The 18090-nt window shown below is 65.5% G+C and carries 13 protein-coding genes; 4 read left to right on the forward strand and 9 right to left on the reverse strand.

What is annotated here, in order from left to right:
• The first annotated feature begins 199 nt into the window (after positions 1-199).
• The gene (locus JFN93_RS07470; protein ID WP_199383379.1) at positions 200-871 is read left to right on the forward strand and encodes a DUF4082 domain-containing protein; all 672 of its coding nucleotides are present in this window, start codon (positions 200-202) and stop codon (positions 869-871) included.
• Between the two features lie 30 nt (positions 872-901).
• The gene (locus tag JFN93_RS07475; protein ID WP_199383380.1) at positions 902-3844 is read left to right on the forward strand and encodes a metallophosphoesterase; all 2943 of its coding nucleotides are present in this window, start codon (positions 902-904) and stop codon (positions 3842-3844) included.
• A gap of 274 nt (positions 3845-4118) precedes the next feature.
• On the opposite strand, the gene JFN93_RS07480 is transcribed toward JFN93_RS07475, so the two are convergent.
• The 5 genes from JFN93_RS07480 to JFN93_RS07500 all read right to left on the reverse strand — a co-directional run bounded on the left by JFN93_RS07480 (position 4119) and on the right by JFN93_RS07500 (position 10316).
• Positions 4119-4916, reverse strand: coding sequence for an AEC family transporter (locus JFN93_RS07480; protein ID WP_236021578.1), 798 nt, complete (start codon positions 4914-4916; stop codon positions 4119-4121).
• A 225-nt stretch (positions 4917-5141) separates the two neighbouring features.
• Positions 5142-6032 (reverse strand): LysR family transcriptional regulator, encoded by an 891-nt coding sequence (locus tag JFN93_RS07485; protein WP_199383381.1) that lies wholly within the window; start codon positions 6030-6032, stop codon positions 5142-5144.
• A gap of 308 nt (positions 6033-6340) precedes the next feature.
• Positions 6341-6748, reverse strand: coding sequence for a bacteriohemerythrin (locus tag JFN93_RS07490; RefSeq protein WP_199383382.1), 408 nt, complete (start codon positions 6746-6748; stop codon positions 6341-6343).
• Between the two features lie 105 nt (positions 6749-6853).
• Entirely contained in the window at positions 6854-7621 is a 768-nt protein-coding gene (locus JFN93_RS07495; protein ID WP_199383383.1) for a glucose 1-dehydrogenase, read from the reverse strand.
• A gap of 34 nt (positions 7622-7655) precedes the next feature.
• Positions 7656-10316, reverse strand: coding sequence for a PocR ligand-binding domain-containing protein (locus tag JFN93_RS07500; protein WP_199383384.1), 2661 nt, complete (start codon positions 10314-10316; stop codon positions 7656-7658).
• 294 nt (positions 10317-10610) lie between these two features.
• Here JFN93_RS07500 and JFN93_RS07505 point away from each other — a divergent pair, with 294 nt between their 5' ends.
• The gene (locus JFN93_RS07505; RefSeq protein WP_199383385.1) at positions 10611-13778 is read left to right on the forward strand and encodes a hybrid sensor histidine kinase/response regulator; all 3168 of its coding nucleotides are present in this window, start codon (positions 10611-10613) and stop codon (positions 13776-13778) included.
• A 212-nt stretch (positions 13779-13990) separates the two neighbouring features.
• On the opposite strand, the gene JFN93_RS07510 is transcribed toward JFN93_RS07505, so the two are convergent.
• The 4 genes from JFN93_RS07510 to JFN93_RS07525 all read right to left on the reverse strand — a co-directional run bounded on the left by JFN93_RS07510 (position 13991) and on the right by JFN93_RS07525 (position 16440).
• Complete coding sequence (locus JFN93_RS07510; RefSeq protein WP_199383386.1) at positions 13991-15016, reverse strand: 3'-5' exonuclease family protein; 1026 nt, start codon at positions 15014-15016, stop codon at positions 13991-13993.
• Positions 15017-15167: 151 nt separating this feature from the next.
• On the reverse strand, positions 15168-15329 hold the full coding sequence (locus JFN93_RS07515) for a hypothetical protein (protein WP_199383387.1): 162 nt from the start codon (positions 15327-15329) through the stop codon (positions 15168-15170).
• Between the two features lie 85 nt (positions 15330-15414).
• Positions 15415-16131: a PilZ domain-containing protein gene (locus JFN93_RS07520; RefSeq protein WP_199383388.1), complete on the reverse strand. Its 717-nt coding sequence runs from the start codon at positions 16129-16131 to the stop codon at positions 15415-15417.
• 102 nt (positions 16132-16233) lie between these two features.
• Entirely contained in the window at positions 16234-16440 is a 207-nt protein-coding gene (locus tag JFN93_RS07525; RefSeq protein ID WP_199383389.1) for a hypothetical protein, read from the reverse strand.
• A gap of 105 nt (positions 16441-16545) precedes the next feature.
• Here JFN93_RS07525 and JFN93_RS07530 point away from each other — a divergent pair, with 105 nt between their 5' ends.
• A complete protein-coding gene (locus JFN93_RS07530; RefSeq protein ID WP_199383390.1) occupies positions 16546-18057 on the forward strand; it encodes a sensor domain-containing diguanylate cyclase in 1512 nt (503 codons plus the stop codon).
• Positions 18058-18090: the final 33 nt, after the last annotated feature.

The following is an 18090-nucleotide window of genomic DNA, read 5'->3' on the forward strand; positions in this document are numbered from 1 at the left end:
CCACGAAAGGAGGTAGCTTTCCGCCCCGGGGCGAAGGCAGCTGGCTAAAGCTGCGGGTTCAGGCTTGGTGCCGACCCGAAAAGACCAGATCGGTCACCGGCGACTGTCTCCCGCCCTCCGAGGTGCAATTCAACCGCAACCAAGAAAACCCAATGAAGTACCTGCAATTACCACTGAAATGATCAAAAGGAGAAAGCACATGAAGAGCATCAAAAAACTGCTGCTGACCGCGGTACTGGCGGTCTCCCTGACGGCCGGCGCGCAGGCGGCCCACGCCTCGCTCGCGGTCAACTTCGACGCCCCTGCCGACACCTTCACCCAGGATGCCACCGGGAGCACCATCAACCTCATCGGGTGGAGCTTCACCACGACGAGCGACCTCTTCGTCAACCAGCTCGGCTACTTCGATCTCTACGGCACCGGGTCCGAGGCCCACTCGGTCGCCCTCTACGACGCCGCCGGGACCCGGCTTGCCTCCGTCACCATCGGCGCGGGCCAGGGGAGCATGAACGGGTACTTCCGCATGGCCGACGTCAGTTCCTTCGTCATCGCCGGCGGGAAGAGCTACACCCTCGCCGCCACCGTCGGTTCCGGCAGCTATGCCTACACCGCCGACACGACGGGCACCGAGTTCGGCGGGACCAACAGCTTCTCCGGCTTGAAGTTCAACAACGTCACCTACCAAGCCGACGCCTTTGACGGCGACAACTCCGCACTCCCCGCGACCTGGACTTCGGCCGCCGGCGTAGCGGGGGCGGTCGGCACCTTCGGCCCCAACATGGACGCCGCGCCCACCCCGATTCCGGGGGCCATCTACCTTCTCGGCTCCGGCGTCGCTGCCCTGGCCGGTTTCCGCCGCAAGCAGCAGTAAACCTCATACCAACGTACTGGGAGAAAAGGAATGAAAGCTAACCGCAAACTAGCCGCGGCAGTTCTCGCCGTTGCCGTGCTCTCCGCCGGCTCGGCCCTGGCCGCCGAAAAGTGGATGCTCGGCGATTTTCACAACCACACCACGTATACCGACGGCAGCTGGCCGATGAACGACCTGACCTGCTCGGACGCCACCACCGGGTGCATTGCGTCCACCGCCGTCACCGACACCACGAGCCTCTACAAGAAAGGGACCGGCCCGAGCGCCTTCAGAAACGGGCTCGACTTCTTCACCAACTCGGAGCATGGCGGCCTTCGCGCACGCGACGGCTTCGGCAACAATTGGACGACCTACTCCCCCAACCCCGCCCTCGGCGATGCCGCCGGGGGACAGATGTGGCGTTGGCAGAGCCTCCTCAAAACGTCCGACCTCCCGGGCTACACCGGCCCGGCCTACCTGGGAGCCTCGGACTGGCTCGCCGGCATCCGCAGCGCCTACCCGAACAAGGTGGTGATCTCCGGCATGGAGTGGAACGTACCGGGCCACGAGCATGGCAGCACCGGAATCGCATCCAGTAACGCGAAGGCGATCGCCGAGTTCGAGTACCGCTTCGACAACGCCGACACCGACGGGACCAGCACCACAACGACGGCAACCACCATGGGGTGGAGCGGCAAGGCCCAGAATTCCGCGTACAACGCTTCCGCACCGGACTTCTCTGCCGTGCTCGGTTTGAACAAACTGCACAACAAGACCATCGACGGCGTCAAGTGGATGCAGGCGAACTACCCGGCCACCGGCTACATCATCCCCGCCCACGTCGAGCGGGCCGGGTGCGGCGTGGGGGGCTACTCCATCGCTGCCTTTCGCGACATGAACGACAACGGCCCCTCGGTCGCCTTCGGCTTCGAAGGGATTCCCGGACACGACAAGGGACCCAACCGCGGCGAATTCGGCGCGGGCGCCTGCGGCGGCGGCACCTACGGCGGCGCCGGCATCTATGTCGCCCAGGTCGGCGGACTTTGGGACAACCTGCTGGCCGACGGCCGCAGGTTCTTCAACTTCGACAACTCCGACTTCCACGATGACGGCACCAACGCCGGGATCGACTTCTGGCCCGGCGAGTACGAGAAGACCTACACCAAGGTGAAGACCGCCCTCCCCACGAGCAGCACCTTCACCCAGGAAGACGTCATCAACGGCCTGCGCTCCGGCAACTCCTACTCGGTCCACGGCGACCTGATCAACGACCTCGACTACAAGGTCGTCTTCAAGACTCCGTTCGGAAACAAGTCGGCCACCATGGGGGAGACCCTCCCGGTGAAAAAGGGGAACAGGGTCACGGTGCAGATCCGCTTCAGGTCGCCGGCCGCCAGCAACTGCCAGCCCGGCGTCAACGCCTCGGCCGGCTACGTCTGCCAGGCTCCCGCCGTTCATCACGTGCAGCTGATCCAGGGGCGTATCAACCCGACTAAAGCCGCCAAGTTCCTCGCCGACGGCGTGACCCCCAACCCGGCCTATAACGCCATCGACCCCACCGTCGCCAGCGTGGTCGCGACCTTCGACAACGACCAGAACTCCGCCAATCCGAAGTGGACCGTCGATGCCCAAGGTTACGCCACCATGACCTACACCGCCGACGTGCAGGGGGACATGTTCTTCCGTATCCGCGGCACCAACCTCGGCTATGACGTCAACGTCACCCGGACGGTCGGTTCGGTGTCCGGAACCGTATACGGCACCGACGCAGCCGGCAACCCGCTCAAGAACACCCCGGGTCTGAACACCGCCGACGACGCCTGGAACGATCTCTGGTTCTACAGCAACCCGATCTTCGTCAACACCACCGTTCCGACCCAGTTCGTCTACACCTCCGATTCCCACTACGGCATCTCCCGTGCGGCAACCGCACCGATTGCCAACGGGGCCATCGCCGCGCAACCGGTCAACAAGGCGCTGGTCGCCACCATCAACGCCCTGCCGGCAACCGCGCTTCCCTGCGACGGCGGCGTCTTCGCCTGCTCGACCGCGGTCAATTCCATCGACTTCGTCGTCAACACGGGCGACATCGCCAACCGGCAGGAAACCGGCATCCAGTCCGCCGCAACGTCCTGGGGGCAGTTCTACGCCGACTACCTCCAGGGGTTGACCGTCAAGGACCGGAACAACGTCAAGGCCCCGCTCTTCCTCGTTCCCGGTAACCACGACGTCAGCAACGCCATCGGCTACTACAAGGCCATGAGCCCGGCCTTCGACGCCACCTCCTACGTCAACATCTACAACCTGATGCTGGGTGGCAGCCTCACCAACGCCGACTTCATCGGCGCGACGCCGAACGCGGCTACCGCAGCGGAAAGCTACGCAGCCCACCGGGTCTACTACTCCAAAGAGGTCGGCGGCGTCCACTTCGTCTTCCTCGGCATGTGGCCGGATAGCGCCGCCCGCACCTGGATGGAGAGCGACCTGGCCGGCGTCCCGGCCAACCAGCCGGTCGTCATCTTCACCCACGATCAGCCGGACATCGAGACCAAACACCTGATGAACCCCAACGGCACCCACACCATCAACTCCACCGACAAGTTCGAGAACCTGGTGTACGGGGAGAACGGGGGTTATGCCACCGCCGCGACCTCCGGCGGATCCAGTGCGCCCGAGCAGGCCGCGCTGGCAACCTGGCTCAAAAACCACAAGAACGTCGTCGCCTATTTCCACGGCAACTCGAACTGGAACCAGTTCTACACCTTCGCCGGTCCGAACAACGACGTCAGCCTGAATGTCTTCCGGGTCGACTCCCCGATGAAGGGAGAGGCTTCCGCAACCGAACCGGCGTCCTCGACCAATGCGAACTACCTGTCTTACCAGGTCGTCTCCGTCGATCCCAACGCCACCAGCATGACCGTGCGCCAGTATTTCTGGAACACCAAGCGCTGGGGCGCAGCCAAAACCGTCTCCCTTGCCCCGCGCACCAATTAAGAAGCCCGGGAGAAAACTCACTGGCAGGCCCCCCTGCCAGTGAGCCCCGGGTCCCGGCGGCCACCGCCGATCGGGCCGGTCCGGCAGCTTCGAAGCGGCACCTGGGGCAAGAAAAGGGGGAAACGAGCAAAGGGGAGCGGCTGCTTGGTTTGGAAAGGCAGCCGCTCCCCATTTTTTGAGCGCCTCAGAAGCAAATCCCCCCAGCGCCCCCCCTTTGTCAAAGGGTGGAGTCGATAGGGGGATTTGTCATAGGGGGAGTCGAACGGCCGGACGACTATCCGTGCGGCAGCCCCTGCATCAGCCAGAGGGTGACCGGGAGGGTCAGAAAGGAGAGGCAGGTCTGGACGGTGATGATGGAGGCCATGCTTTCGTGGTCGCCTCCCATCTGCCGGGAGAGGATGTAGGCGGTGGGCGCGGTGGGGACGCTGAACAGCAGTATCGCGACGCAAACGGCCATGCCGGTCAGCCCCAGCACCGTCGCGAGCCACCAGGCGGCGGCCGGCTTGATGACGAACTGGATGACGGAGCTCACCACCAGGGTCTTCCGGTGCTGGACCAGGTTCCCCGCCCGGTACGCGGCGCCGACCGCCAAAAGCCCCAGGGGAAAGGCGGCCCGGCCACTTAAGGACAGTATCCCGTCCAGGGCCACCGGGAGTTTCAGCCCGGTGGCGTTCAGCCCCACCCCGACGGCGCAGCCGATGATCAGGGGGTTGCGCAAAAGGTCGAGGGCGATCTTCCCCGGGGTCGGCCGGGCGCCGCCGGTCACGGTGAGGGAAAAGGCGGTCACGCACAGGACGTTGATCAAAAGGATCATGAACCCCGCCCCCAACGCCGCCACGAAGAGCCCGTCGGCACCGTAGAGGTTCTCGGCCAGGGCGAGCGCCACGAAGGTGTTGAAACGGACCCCCCCCTGGAAGAGCGAGGTGAAGGCCGGACCGTCCAGATCCCGGTTCGACGCCCACCAAAGGAGCACCAGCACCGCGCTCAACAGGATCCCCCCCTCGACCGTCACCAGGATCTTCAGCCACGGGAGATCGCCGATCTTCTTCCCGGCCAGGTTGTGAATGAGCATGGCCGGCATCAGGAGAAAATAGGTCAGCTTTTCGGCGGAGGGCCAGAAGGCGGGGGCGAGAAAGTTCGTGCGCTGCAGCAGGAAGCCGGCGAGGATCAGGGCGAGAACCGGGACCAGCGGTTGGGTGACGGCGGATATGACAGCCTCCTCCAGAAAGAGCGTGGGATGGAACTCACCCTAGCACAGAAGAAGCTGCAATAAAAATTGATAATACTTGATCCATCATCAAGTATTTCTTGAGAGTCCACACGCGCGGCTGAGTTCTTCCAGGAGGAGATCGGTCAGCATCCGGCGCGGCTGCCGGCTTTTCCGGTACAGGCCGACCCGCCGCACCAGGGGAGGGTCGCCGAAGGGGATCAGGGTGAAGCGGCGCTGCGCCTCCAGGACCCGCTGCCGGTTCAACGGAACCACGGAGATCCCCAGCCCCTGCTCCACGAACCCTAAAGCCGCCTCGATGGAGTTCAGCTCCATCACGTCGCGCGGATGGATCCCCCGGGCCATCAGCTGGCCGTCCACCATCGCCCCGGCCCAAGCGGTCTTGTCGAAGCGGACGAACGGGAAGCGGTCGAAGAGCTCCTCCACCGAAGGCGCCCCGATGCCGGCCGGGGCGGCGACGAAGAAGGGCTCCACGTCGTACTCGCGCCACTCGGCCCCTTCGGGCACCGCGACCGGGGGCTCGGTGATCAGCGCGGCGTCCAGGTCCCCCTCGTCCACCAGGCGGGAGAGCTCGACGGAGAGGGCGCTGTGCAGCCGGACGTTGAGCTCGGGATAGCGGTCGCGCAGCCGACGCAGCACCGGGGGGAGCGGACCGGTGATGACGGTCGGGACCACCCCGAGCGCGAGGACCCCGCGCACCATCCCCTCGGGGGTGAGCTCCGCCTTGATCCCGTCGTAGAGCGCCACGATCTCCTGGGCACGCTCCAAGACCTGCCGCCCGCTTGCGTTGAGCCGGGGGCTCCGTCCGCTTCGCTCGAAGAGGGTGGCGCCGAACTCCTCCTCCATCTTCTTCATCTGCAGGCTCACCGCGGAATCGGTAAGGCCGAGCTGTTCCGCGGCGGCGGCGAAGCTCCCCTTGCGGGCGACGGCGATCAGGATGCGCAGGTTTCTCAGGGACATGTAAGGGACCCAATCGGATTTGCGGAATTGTCCCCCATAGCATTAGGGGGAGTTTTCCCCCTTTGGCAAAGGGGGGAGCATGGGCCTTTTGAGGGTGAAGCGGTCGGCTTTCGAGATGGCCTATCATCGCCAGATGGGAGGGAATGTCAAGAAAATGTAGGCGCAGGCCCGGTCCCCGGGGGGCCATTCCGGGCAAGAAAAAAGGGGCATGGCTCCGTTGACATGTCCCCTACTCAAGCGAGCCCGCCCGTCCCGCACCACGAGGTGCCTTCCGGGGCTCGAATTGTGTCGTCCAATCAGGCCGTACCTTAGACGATCCCCTTGCTGTTGAAGAAGGGGCCGTACTTCGCGTCATCGCCCTGGATGTGCTTGGCCAGCCAGTTCTTGAGGAACTCCATCACCGAGCTCGAAATCGGCAGGCTGCTGGAATGAAACTGCTTCTGCACGGCAAGCACCTGGGAGACCAGTTGGTCGTGCTCTTTTTTGTGCCGGTCGAAGTCGGGGAAGTTGTGCTGTTTCATCAGCAGTTCTTCATCTTTGAAGTGGGTGGCGGTGTACTGGATCAGGTTGTCGAGCACCTTACCCATGACCTCCTTCCCCTTCCCGACCTTCATCGCTTCGTGCAGATCGTTCACCATGTCGACCAGCTTTTTATGCTGGTCATCGAATTTCTTCACCTTCACACTGAGAGCGCTGGTCCACATAATCAGAGCCATACCACAAGACCTCCTGCTGGGATTTTCTTCCCCCATCGACAGTTGCCAAGGAGATCTTTAGAAAAAAATTGTAAGGATAGCCCCTACGCACACATGGGTGCGAAATCATGGAACATAAATCATCTTCCGGGTCATCCCGCCGTCGATGACGAAGTTCTGCCCGGTGACGAAGCCGGCGCCGGGGGAGACCAGGTAGGCGACCAGGGCCGCGACGTCCTCCGGGGTCCCCACCCGTCCCACCGGATGCTGGGCGTGGTCCTCGGGACTGAGCTGCGGCTCCCGGCGCTGCTCACGTTTTTTCCAGGGGTGGACCTCGATCCAGCCGGGGCTGACGCAGTTCACCCGGATCTCGGGCCCAAGGCTCACCGCGAGCGCATGGGTCAGCGCCACGATCCCCCCCTTGCTCGCCGCGTACGCCTCGGTGTCCGGTTCGGACTGCAGGGCCCGGGTGGACGCGATGTTGACGATGCAGCCGTGCGCCACGCGCAAAAGCGGTACGGCGTGCTTGGTGCAGAGAAAGACGCCGGTCAGGTTGGTGGTGATGACGCGGTTCCAGCTTTCCAGCTCCAGCCGCTCCACCGGCGCCGCGACCGGGTTCGCGATCCCGGCGTTGTTCACCAGGACGTCGAGGCGGCCGAACCGGCCGGCGACCCGTTCCAGGAGCAGTTGCACCGAGCCCTCGTCGCCGACGTCCGCGGCAAAGCCGGTGACCCGGCTCCCCAGTTCCGCGGCGCTTTCTTCCACCGCCTCCCGGTCGAGGTCCGCGATCACCACCTGCATCCCGGCCTTGGCGAAATGCCGGGCGATCCCCTTGCCGATCCCTTGGGCCCCGCCGGTCACCAGGACGACCGCATCCGAAGTTGTTGAGCTCATGGCGTTCTCCTCTCCAGACATTCCCTCCGAGGTGTCACCCCTCCCCCTCCCCCGGCCGCGCGGCCAGCACCCCCCGGATCACCTGCAGCGCCTGTTTGAAATCGATCGGCTTGCTCACGTAGCTGTCCATCCCCACCGCAAGGCACTTTTCCTGGTTTTCCTTGAAGGCATGGGCGGTCATGGCGATGATCGGGGTGTGGCCGCCGCGCTCCCGCTCCCGCGCCCGGATCGCGGCGGTCGCCTCGAAGCCGTTCAATACCGGCATCTGCACGTCCATCAGGATCACGTCGTAGTCCCCCTGCTCCCAAAGCTCCACCACCTGAGCCCCGGTCAGGGCGAATTCGACCGAGAACCCGGCACGGATCAGCATGGTACGGAGCACGTCGCGGATCACCGGGTCGTCCTCGGCGACCAGGATGCGGTGTGCCGGGCTCCCCGCCGGCGCGACCCCGGCAGATGCGTCAGGCGCGGCAGGCACCGGCTCGGGCGGCGCCTCGGGGGCGCGTTCCGCCTCGGGCGGCACGGCGCGGCTGTGCAGCGGGAGGGTGAACGAGAAGGCGCTCCCCTTCCCCTCGCAGCTTTGGCAGGAAATGGTCCCCCCCATCCGCTCCACGATCTGTTTGCTGATCACGAGCCCCAGGCCGGTGCCGCCAAACCGGCGCGAGTGGGACTCATCGACCTGGCTGAAGGCCAGGAACAGTCGGTCCTTTTTGTCCTCGGGAATACCGATCCCGGTGTCGGCGACGCTGAAGGTCACCCGCCACTCCCCGGCGGCGCCCGGCTCCGCGCTCACCCGCAGGTCGACCTCCCCCCGCTCGGTGAACTTCACCGCGTTGCTCGCGAGGTTGGTGAGGACCTGGCTCAGCCGGGTCTGGTCCCCCACCAGCACCTCCGGAACCTCCGCCCCTACCGAGACGTTGAGGTGGAGCCCCTTGCTCTTGGCCGCCGGCAAAAGGATGTTGTAGGTCTGCTCCAGGCACCGCCGCGCCAGAAACGGCCGCTCCTCGATGCTGAACTTCCCCATCTCGATCTTGGTCAGGTCCAGGATGTCGTTTAAGATCCGGACCAGGGAGCGCGCCGAGGTCTGCGCCGCGGTGATGAATTCGCGCTGGGCCGGGTCGAGGTGGCTCCCCAGGGCGAGGTCGAGCATCCCCAGCACCCCGGTCATCGGGGTGCGCAGCTCGTGGCTCATGTTGGCCAAGAACTGGCTCTTGGTGCGGGTTGCCGCCTCCGCCGCCTCCTTGGCCTGCAAAAGCTCGGTCTCGGCCACCTTGCGCGCCGTGATGTCGCGGATGACGCTGATCAGGGTGCGCTCCCCGCCGATGGTCGCCCCCTGGGCACTCACCTCGACCGGAAACGTGCTCCCGTCCTTTCTGCAGTGCAGCGTCTCGAAGAGGAGCCCTTCGGCGTCGGCATGGGCCAGGTGCGCCTCGGTCACCGCTCGTACCCCCGGGGCGCGCAGGTCGCTGATGGTCAGCTTCAGGATCTCGTCGTGGTCGTAGCCGTAGCTGCGCGCCGCGGCGGCGTTTGCCTCAAGGATGCGGCCGTCGGAGCGCCGGACCACCAGGATGACGTCCCGGCTGTACCCCACCAGTAATTCGTAGCGCCGCAGGATGTCCTCGGCCTTCTTCAACTCCGTGATGTCCTCGGAGAAGATGAGAATCCCCCCGACGTCCCCGGCCGCGTCGCGCCAGGGAATGATCTCCCACCGGATCCACTGCACCGAGCCGTCCCGGCGCACCACCCGGTCACCCTCCGAGCGCAGCACCTCCCCCGCCATCCCGCGCCGGTGCGCCTCCCGCCACTTCGGGGGAAGCTCCGGGAAGATCTCGTAGTAACTCCTGCCGATCGGGTCGCTCCCCTCGATCCCGTAGCAGGCCAGCCAGCGCCGGCTCGCGTGCAGGTAGCGCATCGAGGTGTCGAACATGGCGAGCGCCGCCGGGGCGTGTTCGATGAAGAGCTGCAGGCGCTGGTCGCTTTCGGCGAGCGAAGTCATCAGGCGGTCCCGCTCGTTGAGCGCGCGGGCGAGTTTGAGGTTGCTGTAGCTCAGACGGGAGAGGTGGTCGGCGAGCCGGATGAAAAAGGACATGCTCCGGTCCAGCGTCTCCCGGCTCAGCCGGGGGACCGCTTCCAGGGCGGCCAGGTAGCGCCTCTCGTCGAAGCCGTACCTCCTTGCCTGGGCGCGGAACAGGTCGTAGTCGATCGGTTCGTCGTCGAAGAAGAACTGCCCCATGAAGAAGTTGCCGAAGGCCCGGTTGCCGATCATGACCGGGGTGGCCACGTCCCACATGTGGTTTTGGCACTTGTAGAGCTTGTAATTGCCGTGGGCGACCCCGGCGGTGAGCTGGGTGTCGCTCTCGATGCAGTTTTTACAGGTAGCCGGGTGGATCCGGTGGAACTGGGTGCAGATCTCCTGCCACCCCACCCCGATCAGCACCTTCCCTTTGACGTCGATGAGCGCCATCGGCATCCGGGTCAGGTGGTAGAAGTCGTCGACCAGCCCCCGAAGGGCCGGGACGTCGATGATCTCCTCCAGGTCGAGCTCCCCCAGCTCCAGCTCGGAGAGCCCCTCGTCCCGGAACGGGGCCGGCTCCGGCAGGCAGCTGCCGGCGCAGAGGGGGCCCCCCTCGCGGGGGGGGACGCCGGAGACGGAGACGCTCTCGACAGGGGTCGCTTTTTCCGATCGTCGGATCATGGATACTCCGGGAAAAACAAAAGGTGCGGGGGGTGGCAACAAAACAGTATCAGTCACCGGGGCGGGATGCAATTTGTAAGTTGATTTTCACTTATAAGAGTATATGATAATTCTCTGAGAAAGTCTGAAAAAGTAGGATCGCTGTCATAAGGAAAGCGGATGACTCGCTGTGCCATTCACTGCTGGCACAAGAGTCGGCTTTCCATGTAATTGAAGGTTCGGTCGATCGCCAAGGTGCTTCAACTTCCCGATGTCCTGGCAGAGCAGCCAGCGGCAATGGTAACAGGACCGACCATGACGACTTCGCCAGATGCCAGCCCCGCCCGGCGCCTCAAAGATTGCGTCGTCCCCTTTGTTCTACTGGTCACCCTGGGGGTTGCCGGCAATTACTTCAAATTCCCCGTTTTCCTCAATATCGACTTCATCTTCGGCTCCATCTTCGCCTTCCTCGCGCTGCAGTTCCTGGGTCCTCTCCCCGGCATCGTCGCCGCGGCGCTCATTTCCGGCTATACCGTCGTTCTCTGGAACCACCCCTACGCCGTCCTCATCCTGACCGCGGAGGTCGCCGCGGTCGGCTGGCTGGTAAACCGGCGCAAGGTGACCCTGGTGTTTGCCGATCTCCTCTACTGGCTCGTGCTGGGGATGCCGCTGGTGTACCTCTGCTACCACGGCGCCATGCACATCCCCTTGAGCAACACCTACCTCACCATGACCAAGCAGGCGATCAACGGCGTGACCAACGCGCTGGTGGCCCGCCTCATCTATACCGGGTACCGGCTCGCGACCCGAAGCGAGTTCACCTCCTACCGGGACATCGTCTACAACCTCCTCGCCTTCTTCGCCCTGGCCCCGACCCTGCTCCTTTTGGCCCTCGGCAGCCGCTCCGACTTCGCCGAGGCCGACCTGGGAATCCGCCAGTCGCTTTTGCAGGACATCTCCCTGGACCGCCAGCGCCTGGACACCTGGGTCGCGAACCGGAAGTGGCCCATCATCTCGCTCGCCGAACGGGCGGCGAAAACCGGGGCGTCCGCTATGCAGCCGTTTCTGGAGCAGACCCGGAGGGGGGACGGCAACTTCCTGCGCATCGGCCTTTTGGACCGGGACGCGATCACCGTAGCCTTCGCCCCACGGGCCGACGAGCTGGGGCACAGCAACCTGGGACGGAGCTTCGCCGACCGCCCCTTCATCCCGGTCCTTAAGGAACGGCTCAAGCCGATGCTCTCGGAGATGGTCATGGGGCGCATCGGGCCCCCGAAGCCGGTGGTCAGCGTCGTCGCCCCGGTCGTCGCCGGCGGCCGGTACGCAGGGTATACGATCGGCGTGTTGTCGCTGGACCAGGTGCGTGCCTACCTGGCCCGCAGCACCGAGCACGGGGGCAAGCTCTACACCCTGATCGACAAAAACGGCAACGTGATCATGACCAACCGCAGCGACCAGAAGGTGATGAGCCGGTTCACCCGTTCCGAGGGGACGCTCCAGCGGCTGGACCCGCAGATCAGCCAGTGGATCCCGAAACTTCCCCCCACCACCCCCGCCTCAGAGCGCTGGAAGAAATCGTTCTATGTCACCGAAGCGACCGTCGGGGACCTGGCGGAATGGAAGCTGATCCTGGAACAGCCGATCGCCCCCCTGCAAAAGGCGATCTTCGACAAGTACACCGGGAAGCTGCTGGTGCAGTTGCTGATCCTTTTCGGCGCGCTCGCCCTCGCCGAGGCGCTCAGCCGGGCCTTGATCGCGACGCTGCACCGGCTCCAGGCGATCACCCGGGACCTCCCCGCCCAGGTCGCCCGGGGCTCCGGCATCGACTGGCCCAGCAGCGGGGTGCTCGAGGCGCACCGCCTGATCGACAACTTCCAGGACGCCTCCGAGACGCTCGCCACCCAGTTCTGGGAGATCCAGCAGATCAACGAGACCCTGGAGCAGCACGTCGAGGAGCGGACCCACGAGCTGAGCGTCCTGCGCGACGAGCTCGACGTGATCCTCACCAACGCCCCCATCGGGATCGCCAAGGTGGTGGACCGGAAGATGGTCTGGAGCAACCGCAAGTTCGGCGAGATGTTCCGCAGGGGGAGTGCGGGACCGGACGCCCCCCTGGCACCCGAGACGGCGTTGGAGCGGCTGGAGCAGGAGGGGAGCGCACTGCTCACCGAGGGGCTCGTCTTCGAGGCGGAACGGGAACTCCCCGGGGGGGACGGCACCATCCTGACCCGTTTCGTCGGGCGGGCCATCGACCCCTTCGATCCGGCCCGGGGAACCATCTGGCTTGCCGAGGACGTGACCCGGCGCCGCGAAGCCGAGGCGGAAAAGCTTGCCTTCGAGCAACAGTGCCAGGAGACCCAGCGCCTGGAGAGCCTGGGGGTTTTGGCCGGCGGCATCGCCCACGACTTCAACAACATCCTCGCGGTCATCATCGGGAACTGTTCGCTCGCGCGGATGGCGCCGGAAAAGACCGAGCAGCACTTGGGCGAGATCGAGAAGGCGGCGGAGCGGGCGGCGGCGCTTTGCCGCCAGATGCTGGAATATGCCGGCCACAGCCAGAGCGCCAAAAGCGAGATCGACCTGCGGACCGTGGTGCAGGACATGGTGGAGATGCTCGGGGCGGCGGGAGCCAAGAACGTCCAGATCCGGTCGAGGATCGAGCCGGTCCCGCCGGTGCACGGCGATGCGAGCCAGATCCGGCAGATCGTGCTGAACCTCGTCATCAACGGGACCGAAGCGATCGGGGAGGCGCAGGGGGAAATCGAGGTGGCGCTCGCGCCGTGGGTGATCGATGCGGCCCATCCCGAGAAGGACCACGTGGGGCGGCCGATCCTGCCGGGACGCTACGTCCGCCTGGAGGTGACCGACAACGGCTGCGGCATGAACGAGGAGACCCGGCGCCACATCTTCGAGCCGTTTTTCAGCACCAAGTTCACCGGGCGTGGCCTCGGGCTGTCGGCGACCCTCGGCATCATCTCGGGGCACAGCGGGGCGCTGCAGGTGAAGAGCGCGCCGGGCCAGGGGAGCTCCTTCCGGATCTATCTCCCGGCGCGTCCCGGCGGGGCAGCGGGGACCGGAATCCCGACCCTCCCGGTGCGTCCGGCCGCACCGTGGCGGGGGAGCGGCACCATACTGCTCGTCGAGGACGAGGACCAGGTGCGGGACATCGCGCGGACCATCCTCGCCAGCTTCGGGTACGAGGTGGTGGAGGCGACCAACGGGCAGGAGGCGCTGGAGTGGTACCGGGCCGCCTGCGACCGGATCAACCTGGTCATCACCGACATCGGGATGCCGGTGATGGACGGGTACCAGCTCTTCTTCGAGCTGAAAAAGATCAACCCGGAGCTCCCGATCATCGTCTCCAGCGGCTTCGGCGACAAGGGGATCACCAGCCGCATTCCCAAGGAGGATCTGGCGGGGCTGATCACCAAGCCGTACACCCCAAGCCAGCTCCAGGAGCTTTTGCGCGGGATCGGAAGCTGACGAAGGGGTGAAGTCCACCTTTGCGAAGGGGGATTTGCCCTAAGGTTCAGCCCTTACGAGAGTTAGAACCGAGAACCTAAAGGCAAATCCCCCCTCCCCCCTTGCCAAAGGGGGGAGCAAAGGACAGACCTTCTTTGGGGAGATAGCTTCGCTGACGCAAAAGGCCCCGGTGATCCCACCGGGGCCCTTTTGCGTCAGCGCTTGTTTGGCCTTCAAAACTGCCGCAGGTACTGTTCGAGCACCGCCGGGTGGACGTTTTCCAGCATCACCTCCCAGGCCTCGCGCAGTGCCTCGGCATCGCGCAGCGCGTGGTGTGGCGTGGAACGCCTCAGCGCCTGTTTCCGGGACTCCAGAAGCTTGGGCGCGAGTTCGGGAAACCCTTCCGCGTAGAAGTTCAGCGGTTCGGGAACCAGGTTCGCGGGAAGGACGCCCCCCATCAGGTCCTTCATCAGGGGCCAGTCGTAGCGCGGCGCGTCGGTCACCACCCGGACCGGGACCGCGTGCCCGGCCAGCCACGCCGTCAGGCGCCGCCCGGCGTAATAGCGCTCCTGGAAGAAGTCCCCCCCCACCAGCTGCGGCAGGACCTGCTCCCGGACGAAATCGGAGCAGCTCTCCCGGCTCCAGCCGTTGCTGAGCTCGACATAAAAACGCTCCCCCTTTTCCGATACCAGCCCGATGCTGATCAGCTGCGGGTAGTCGAGATCGGTGAACTCGGTGTCCATGAAGATCACCTCGGGGCGCCCCCCGGCGCAGACGTGCGCGTCGGAGCGGGCGACGCGGCGGATCTTCGCGTCGGCATCGCAAAGGGTCTTGGCGAACCCGGGGCCGATGCGCAGCAGACCGGGGGCGCCGCAGATCTCGCAGGTCCGGGCGGCCTGCCGCTCCGCCTCCCGCGCCAGTTCCTTCACGATGTGGGATGAGGTGTTGAGTCTCAGGAAGAGCCCCCCCAGCTTCCCCTCGGCGCGGCAGGTGGTGCCGCGCGGCATGCCGAGCTGTTCCAGCGCCTCGATGGCGGCGCAAAGATCCCACACGATCGGGAACCACCCCTCGCTGCACTCCACCCCGCTCCCCGGGGGCTCCAGCAAGCGCGGGAAGCGCTCCAAAAGCGCGGACCGGGTGATACCCGACTGGGGCGGCGGCGGGTTCACCCGCGGCAGGCAGGCCCTTTCGAAACCGTCCTTCACCGCCAGGATCGCCTTGACCGTCGTCATCATGCAGTGTCTGAGCAAACCTGCCACTTCGAACCTCGTAGCGCCGCTCGGGGTGCTGCCGGACGCGGACCGAACCGGCCCGGACCCCGGGTCGGGACTCCCGCTCCCCCGCCCGCTCGGCGAACTGACGGGGCGCGGCTCCCCCCGGCTCGGGGAAGCCGCCGGGACCGCTCCCGGGTCAGCGGCGCCCTTCGTGCTCGCCGCCGTGCCAGTCTCCGCGTTCTCCGTGATAATGGCCATGCCCGTGTCCCTCGTCGCCCCACCAGGGCCAGATCACGCACCCCGAAAGCATGCTGGAAAGTACCACAGCGGAAAGAATTACCTTGATCGTGCGTTTCATGTGCCGTTCTCCTTTCCGGGGGCCGCGTCGATGCCGGCCTCCAAAACCGATACTACTCCATCCGGAAGGAGAAAATGTGAATATTTCAGGCCGCGACGCGGCTTTTCAGGTCCTGGATGATCTCGATCTGGCGCTGGTAGATGAAGCGCCCGATGAGGTTTTCCGCGCGGCTGTCCGGTCGCAGCTGAAAACTGCAGATCGGCCCCTCCTCCCCGTTGGCGATGGTCCGGACGAACGCGGCCGACACCGAGAGCATCGTCCCCAGCACCCCGAACGAGAGCTGGACCTCCCCCTCCGGGGTGACCGCCGGGGGCTCGGCGCACTGCACCGATATCCCGCAGCCGGAGATGTCCACGATGGTCCCGACGCTCTTGCTCTCCCGGCTGGAGAGGCAGACCGGCACCGGCTGGTCCAGCCGCACCCGGACCGCGTCGCGGCGTTCGGCCCGGATCTGGGCGTAGGCGAAGTTGTGCAGGATCACCGTCTTTTTGGTGACGTTGGCATAGGCGGCGTAGCAGTGCACCCCGAGCCCGTTGGGGAAGTGGGCGCTTTTGACCAGGGTCGAGTTGTCGCTCTTGATGACCATCGCCTGGTGCTCGTGCACCGCCAACTCCACGCTGTCCGCCTCGATCCCCACCACGGTCGCCGGGTAGCTCACCGGGACCTCGTGGTAGTAGTTGAGCAGGGTCAGATCCGGTTTGCGCCCTCCCGAGGCCATCTCGGCAAAGACGTTCAGAATGGAAGCGGCATCTTGGGTGCCGTTTTCCAGGGTCACCAGCTGATAGGTATCTTTAGGGTTCATGGCAGCCTCTCCTCGCCTAGGTAGTTTCTTCCGTGCCTGCCGTGTCCCAGGATGGGACACCGTGACGGCCGTCTGCTCCGCCTGCCGGTTAAGGTTTCAGGATCAGTGCCAAAACGGCAACCGGCTGAAATCATTCACCGCCACCGGGTAGCCGAGCGAACAGGTGTCCCGAAAGCGGACATAGTGCGCCGCTGCGGGACGCCCGTCCCGGCCCGGGAGATCGGCCCCCTTGAGGGCACCGGGGACGGGGGCACGGGAAGAGACCGGCGCGGCGCCGAACGGTAACCTGCGGCGCCGCGCATTTTTCATTAAAGATTTGCCCGGACCGTTCCGATAAACCCCAAATCCCGCCCGAACTGCACGGGATTTTTTTTCGCGAACGCACCACCTGATCCAGGAGGAAACCAACGGTCTATGGACGCACTCAACGCTCTCTTTGACGGGAATCCCCGGCTCCCTTCCCCCTCGCTGGTCGCCATGAGGATTCTGGAGGAAGTAAGAAGGGACGACTGCACCTTCGCCGAGATCGCCGAGGTGATCGGCGCCGATCCCGCCCTGACCGCGAAGATTCTCAAGGTCGCCAACTCCCCCTACTACTCCCGCTCCAGCCACGTGACCTCCATCGACCGCGCCGTCGGCATCCTGGGGATGGTCCTTTTGAAAAATCTCGCCCTATCCTTCGTGATCGTGAACGACCTCAAAGGGGGGGCGGAGCGCGATCTCCGGCACGAGCTCTTCTGGCGCCGCTCGGTCACCGCCGCGGTCGGCTCGGAGCTCGTCGCCGAGCTGATCGGAGAGCCGGCCGACGACATCTTCGTCTCCGCGCTGCTCCAGGACATCGGGATCTTCGTCATGTACAGCGCGCACCCCGATCGCTACCAGAGCGTCCTCGACCTCAGGCGCAGCACCGGCAGGGAGCTTAGGGAAATCGAGCGGGAACGCTTCGGCTTTGACCACCAGGAGGCGGGGAGCGAGCTCCTCACCCGCTGGGGACTTCCCGAGGCGATGCACCTGCCGATCCGGCACCACCACACCCCGCAAGCGGCCCCGGCCGCCGGCCGGCGCCGGGCCGAGGTCCTGGAGCTCGCCGACCGCATCGCGGCAGTTTACCATGACCCGCGCAGCGCGGAGGCGGTCCGGGAGATCAAACGCCTTCTGGCGGGGTACCGGGTGAGTGAGACGGAGTGCGAGCAGATGATCGACCAAGTGGCGGTGCGCAGCCGCGCCCTCCTCTCCTCGTTCGAAGTCGCCGCGGGTGAGCTGAAGCCCTTTTCCCAGATCCTCCAGGAAGCCAACGAGGAGCTCGCGCGGCTCAACCTCTCCTACGAGCAGCTGGTCCTGGAGTACAAACAGGCGCGCGACGAGGCGCAGCAGCTCGCCCTGGAGCTCAAGTCGGTGAACGACCAGCTGCGGGAACGCGCGATCCGCGACGGCCTGACCGGGCTTTTCAACCACCGCCACTTCCAGGAGCTCCTGGACGAGGCCTTCGCCAATCCGCAGCGGATGCGGGAGCCGATGACGCTGCTTTTGTTCGACATCGACAACTTCAAGACGGTGAACGACAGCTACGGCCACCTGCAGGGGGATGCGGTCCTCAAGGCGATCGCCCGCACCGTCGAAGAGGCGATCCGGCCCCACGGCGTGGCGGCCCGTTACGGCGGCGAAGAGTTCGCCGTCCTGCTCCCCCAATGCGCCCCTCCCACCGAGGCCGCCCGCTGCGCCGAACGGCTGCGCCGCTCCATCGCCGAGCTTTCCGTCCGCAGCCCCGGCACCGAGATCCGCGCCACGGTCAGCATCGGGATCGCCTCCTGCACCCCGGCTCGGGGCGGGGCCGACAAGGCGCGCCTGATCGCGGCGGCAGACCGGGCGCTGTACGCCTCCAAGCACTCCGGGAAAAACCGCTGGTCCTTCGCCGATGCGGTTTGACCGGCTGCGCCGCGAAGGTCCCCCCAGAAAAAG

This window comes from Geomesophilobacter sediminis (assembly GCF_016458275.1).
Classification (GTDB): domain Bacteria; phylum Desulfobacterota; class Desulfuromonadia; order Geobacterales; family Geobacteraceae; genus Geomesophilobacter; species Geomesophilobacter sediminis.

Bases quoted from the DNA above. Each gene is read 5' to 3' on its own strand.
- JFN93_RS07470 (WP_199383379.1), top strand. From the start codon at position 200: ATGAAGAGCATCAAAAAACTGCTGCTGACCGCGGTACTGGCGGTCTCC.
- JFN93_RS07475 (WP_199383380.1), top strand. From the start codon at position 902: ATGAAAGCTAACCGCAAACTAGCCGCGGCAGTTCTCGCCGTTGCCGTG.
- JFN93_RS07480 (WP_236021578.1), bottom strand. From the start codon at position 4,916: ATGCTCATTCACAACCTGGCCGGGAAGAAGATCGGCGATCTCCCGTGG.
- JFN93_RS07485 (WP_199383381.1), bottom strand. From the start codon at position 6,032: ATGTCCCTGAGAAACCTGCGCATCCTGATCGCCGTCGCCCGCAAGGGG.
- JFN93_RS07490 (WP_199383382.1), bottom strand. From the start codon at position 6,748: ATGGCTCTGATTATGTGGACCAGCGCTCTCAGTGTGAAGGTGAAGAAA.
- JFN93_RS07495 (WP_199383383.1), bottom strand. From the start codon at position 7,621: ATGAGCTCAACAACTTCGGATGCGGTCGTCCTGGTGACCGGCGGGGCC.
- JFN93_RS07500 (WP_199383384.1), bottom strand. From the start codon at position 10,316: ATGATCCGACGATCGGAAAAAGCGACCCCTGTCGAGAGCGTCTCCGTC.
- JFN93_RS07505 (WP_199383385.1), top strand. From the start codon at position 10,611: ATGACGACTTCGCCAGATGCCAGCCCCGCCCGGCGCCTCAAAGATTGC.
- JFN93_RS07515 (WP_199383387.1), bottom strand. From the start codon at position 15,329: ATGAAACGCACGATCAAGGTAATTCTTTCCGCTGTGGTACTTTCCAGC.
- JFN93_RS07520 (WP_199383388.1), bottom strand. From the start codon at position 16,131: ATGAACCCTAAAGATACCTATCAGCTGGTGACCCTGGAAAACGGCACC.
- JFN93_RS07525 (WP_199383389.1), bottom strand. From the start codon at position 16,440: ATGAAAAATGCGCGGCGCCGCAGGTTACCGTTCGGCGCCGCGCCGGTC.
- JFN93_RS07530 (WP_199383390.1), top strand. From the start codon at position 16,546: ATGGACGCACTCAACGCTCTCTTTGACGGGAATCCCCGGCTCCCTTCC.